This window comes from Kitasatospora sp. NPDC059812, from assembly GCF_042732075.1.
In the GTDB taxonomy this organism is placed as follows: Bacteria; Actinomycetota; Actinomycetes; order Streptomycetales; family Streptomycetaceae; genus Kitasatospora.
The window spans coordinates 1-3,203 of the sequence record NZ_JBHWIO010000171.1; the positions used below are offsets into that span (position 1 = coordinate 1).

The window sequence follows — 3,203 nt, forward strand, 5'->3', positions numbered from 1 at the left end:
TCGCACCCTCCCCCCCCCGCGCGCGGGGGGCGGCTATAACCGCTCTTTGGGTTTCCCCCCCGCGGCCGTTTTGGTGTGGGCTGCCGCGTCGGCCCCCTCTTGTTTGGGGGCGGGGCCATCGGCGTCTGTGCTGGTCAGGAAGAGCGTGCGGGGTGGGATGGGTCAGGGGTTGGTGCTGTGACACTTGGGGGTCCAGCCGTCCGGTACAGGACATCGCAGGCTCGCGTCTCGGGATCCGGCGGCCGGTCGAGTTGTTCCGGCACGCCGCCCCGTCGTTCTCGGCAGTGTGCCCAGTCGGCCGGTGGCACTGTCCGGGTGATTGATCAGGGCGGCGAGGTCGACTTGCGCGATCTGCCAGTAGGCCCAGGTGATCATCATGCCGGTGATCACCCTCTAGACCAGAGCATGTCTCGTCCGGTTGGCCCGTGATCATCTCCGAGCCCGGTCGCAGCCAACGGATGCCCGCTGTGCTGCGCCTGCCGGGACCGACTCACGACCAGGGAGGACCGTGTACCCCTCACCCCCCGCCTCACCGGCCCGTCGTAGCAGCATCCTGTGCGTCGCGACGGCCTGCGCCTGCATCCTCGCCCTCTCGGCTGCCGCACCCGCCTCCCAAGCCAAGCCGGACGCCGCCGAGCCTGCCTGTTCCGGCGCCTCAGGCAAAGCCATGGCGGTCACCGGCGGCACCGTGATCTGGTGCGCGATCACCACCGCCAAAGGCAAAGCCGGCGGTCGGCTGACCTACAAGAACACCGGCCGCGCCCTGGGGAACCTCTCCCTGGTGGTGTACGACTGCGATGGCGGCAAGGCACCGAATTCCGACGTGAAGAAGTGCTCCGCGTCGATGAAGAGCATGGCCGACATCATGTGGGTCCAGATCGACTCGGATGAGAGCGTCTACGCGGACTTCGACATTGCGAAAGGCTCCAACGCCCAGGTCTGGTGGACCAGCGACAAGCCGGGTGTCGCCACCGATCTCAAGCTGCTGGGGACGCCATGGAACTCCTGAACCGTTCCCGCACGGCACTGGCCGCCCTTCTGATCGCGAGCTGCGTCCCGCTGCTCGCCGCCCCGCAGCACGCGGCCGCCCAGGAGACCGACATCAAGTGCGACGACCAATGGCACTTCGCCTCCGTCGGCGACCCGGTGCTCAAGCGTGAGATCGCCACCAAGTTCACCCTGGACAACCGCAAGGGGTCCGCGCCGCTGGAACAGACCGAGAAAGTCAAGGAGAGCCTGACCAAGTCGTTCTCCCACAAGGTCGACCTGGGCTACTCGATCGAAGCCGAGGCCAAAGCCGATTACAAGGTCTTCTCCGCCAGCGTCAAGACCAAGTTCACCGCCGCATACGGCTTCACCATGACGGAGACCAACTCGGTGGAGAAGGAGACCGAGGTCCGGCTGACGGCCCCTGTCGGGGTCGGCTTCACGTACTACGTCGGCATCGAGAGCGCGGAGGTCACCGGCTACTACGAGCGGATCCTCGACTGCGACAAGAAAACCCAGCGGTACCAGCTCATCGGCCCTGTCACCGAGGAAGTGCCAGTCGTAGGCAAGGCCGTATGGACCGAAGCCCTGCCGAATTCGAAGTGACGACACACGAGGTGACGACAGTGATGAACAGCCGGCCCCGAGGCCACCGGACGACACGCACGGCCACGGCCGCTCTGGCTCTGGCCGCCGCGATGACGCTCAGCTGTGGCACGACCGCTACAGCCGACACCGTACCGCTGGGAAACCCACCCGGCGTGCACATCCTGAACGGCGACAGCACCGACAGCAAGGAGACTCCCTGCCCGGTGGGCTGGGTGTGCGTCTACGACGGGTGGTACGACTACGGCGCGTTCGCCGTCCTGCCGGGCACCGACGTGGCAGACATGTCGCGCGTCAAACTCACCGACGGGAAAACCCTCACCGGGAGCCTGGCGGTCGACGGAATGATCAACAACTCCCCCGTCCGCTACTGCTGGTACGAGAAGAGCAACTACCAGGGCTCACACACCATGGAGCCCTTCAGCAGAGACTACAAGTTCTCGAACTTCACGTCGTTCAAACCCTGCTGACCCAGGCCCACGCCCTCTCCAGCCCGGAAGGAATGCCCGTGAACATCCCCCTCAAACGCAACGCGGCGGCCATGGCCATCGCCGTACTCGGTGTCGTCCCGACCGCCGGCGGCGGCCAGGCCCACACCACCCAGCCCGTACCCGCTGTACGCGCCACGACCGCGGACCCCAACACGACGGTGACCCGTCTGTGGGTGGTCCAGGGTGACGGGCAGAAGGTGGCCAGCGGCAAGAAGGTGCCCGTCCGCCTCAAGGCCCAGGCCCTCGACAAGGACCGCAAGAAGGTGAAGGGCGCCACCATCACGTTCTCCACCCCCGGCCCCGGGCTGAAGTTCCCGGACGGAAAGGACGACGCCACTGCCGTCACCGACCAGGACGGCTTCGCCACCGCCCCCGACCTGACCGCCGCCGGTGCCGCGGGACCCGACCTGGTCGTCGCCCGCGCGAGTGACAAGGCCCAGGTCGCATTCCAGATCACCATCACCTGACACCGACCCCACAGCCCACGCAGTCCGTGAACGACACCGACACCCAGCCGTCCAAGCGCCACCCCCGCCAAGCCACCGTGCTGCCGGTCACCGCCGGTGTGACGGCCAGGACGGTCTCCGCCATCGTTCCTCAGAACAGGCCCTGAACAGCCGGAAGTTCCGCCGGAATCACGGTGAGCCGTCTGTCATCAGCGGTCAGCGGCCACCGAATCATCCGAGACGAAGACCCACGTCATCGCGCAAACGGATTCGGTGCCCTGAGGTTCGCAGGGCACCGAATCCGTTTGCACTGATCAGGGTGGCATCTGTGGGGCGGGGTGGATCAGCTGTCTTGGGTGGCCTCGGGCAGGTAAGTCCCTCCACCCGGCCAGGCCGGACGCCACAGGGCCACACAATCAGGCGCCCACGAACCGAACAGCAGCTCACGTATCGCCTTCTCATGCCGGCCTGTGTGGGTGGCCGGATCCGTGTGGGGTCGAGGGTTGCGGAGATCGTCGAGGTGTTGGGGCCCCAGGGCAACCCGCCCTGCACGGTCCGGTTCAGCGACGGCTGAGGGATGTCGTCGACGGGTGAAATTAGGGCCACGGACGGCGCATCAAAAGCGGGCCACTGCGTGATCTCTTGAACATCCTGACTTCACTGGTATGGGAGT

At 66.4% G+C, this 3,203-nt stretch carries 5 protein-coding genes; all 5 read left to right on the forward strand.

Translation table 11 applies throughout. The features are described 5' to 3' along the window. Positions 1–508 precede the first annotated feature (508 nt). Entirely contained in the window at positions 509–1,009 is a 501-nt protein-coding gene (locus ACFV6D_RS38655) for a hypothetical protein (RefSeq protein WP_380563408.1), read from the forward strand. Continuing rightward, positions 997–1,593 carry an ETX/MTX2 family pore-forming toxin gene (locus ACFV6D_RS38660; protein ID WP_380563410.1) on the forward strand — a complete coding sequence of 199 codons (597 nt, stop codon included), beginning with the start codon at positions 997–999 and terminating at the stop codon, positions 1,591–1,593. The genes ACFV6D_RS38655 and ACFV6D_RS38660 overlap by 13 nt, the downstream gene beginning before the upstream one ends. Continuing rightward, complete coding sequence (locus ACFV6D_RS38665) at positions 1,590–2,063, forward strand: peptidase inhibitor family I36 protein (RefSeq protein ID WP_380563412.1); 474 nt, start codon at positions 1,590–1,592, stop codon at positions 2,061–2,063. Before ACFV6D_RS38660 ends, ACFV6D_RS38665 begins: the two co-directional genes overlap by 4 nt. A gap of 32 nt (positions 2,064–2,095) precedes the next feature. Then, the gene (locus tag ACFV6D_RS38670; protein WP_380563414.1) at positions 2,096–2,551 is read left to right on the forward strand and encodes a hypothetical protein; all 456 of its coding nucleotides are present in this window, start codon (positions 2,096–2,098) and stop codon (positions 2,549–2,551) included. Between the two features lie 439 nt (positions 2,552–2,990). Further along, positions 2,991–3,104 (forward strand): DUF1918 domain-containing protein, encoded by a 114-nt coding sequence (locus ACFV6D_RS38675; RefSeq protein WP_380563416.1) that lies wholly within the window; start codon positions 2,991–2,993, stop codon positions 3,102–3,104. Positions 3,105–3,203 lie beyond the last annotated feature (99 nt).

Bases quoted from the DNA above. Each gene is read 5' to 3' on its own strand.
- ACFV6D_RS38660 (WP_380563410.1), top strand. From the start codon at position 997: ATGGAACTCCTGAACCGTTCCCGCACGGCACTGGCCGCCCTTCTGATC.
- ACFV6D_RS38670 (WP_380563414.1), top strand. From the start codon at position 2,096: ATGCCCGTGAACATCCCCCTCAAACGCAACGCGGCGGCCATGGCCATC.
- ACFV6D_RS38675 (WP_380563416.1), top strand. From the start codon at position 2,991: ATGCCGGCCTGTGTGGGTGGCCGGATCCGTGTGGGGTCGAGGGTTGCG.